The organism is Desertibacillus haloalkaliphilus (assembly GCF_019039105.1).
In the GTDB taxonomy this organism is placed as follows: Bacteria; Bacillota; Bacilli; order Bacillales; family KJ1-10-99; genus Desertibacillus; species Desertibacillus haloalkaliphilus.
The window spans coordinates 1-327 of the sequence record NZ_JAHPIV010000604.1 but is presented as its reverse complement, the minus strand read 5'-3'; the positions used below and the strand labels follow the sequence as shown (position 1 = coordinate 327).

Genomic DNA, 327 nt, shown 5'->3' with positions numbered 1-327 from the left:
ATATCAAAGAGGACCTTTCTCTCGTTTTAAGAAGCTGTCAGGAACTGCTGGAACAAGCGCTCACTTTATCAAAAGAGCCGGGCGGTCCAGCACCGAGAGCAGAGAATTTTATAGATGATTTAGAGCAAGTAAATGAATTAATAAGGCATCAAGATGATTTTGGGACACTTTATGAGCTTTTGCCAAACATCAATTTTAAAAGGTTAAAGACTTGCAAAGGGGATGACTATGACCCGGCTCTGTTAGAAAAAGCAACAGATGCACGCAATCAAGCCAAAAAACAATTAGAAAAGCTAAAAGATGAATACTTTATGCGCAGTCCCGATC

1 protein-coding gene is annotated in these 327 nt (G+C 39.8%); it reads left to right on the top strand.

The genetic code is table 11. The features are described 5' to 3' along the window. The coding region (locus KH400_RS23480; RefSeq protein ID WP_217228744.1) for a hypothetical protein at positions 1–327 on the top strand (327 nt) is incomplete at both ends.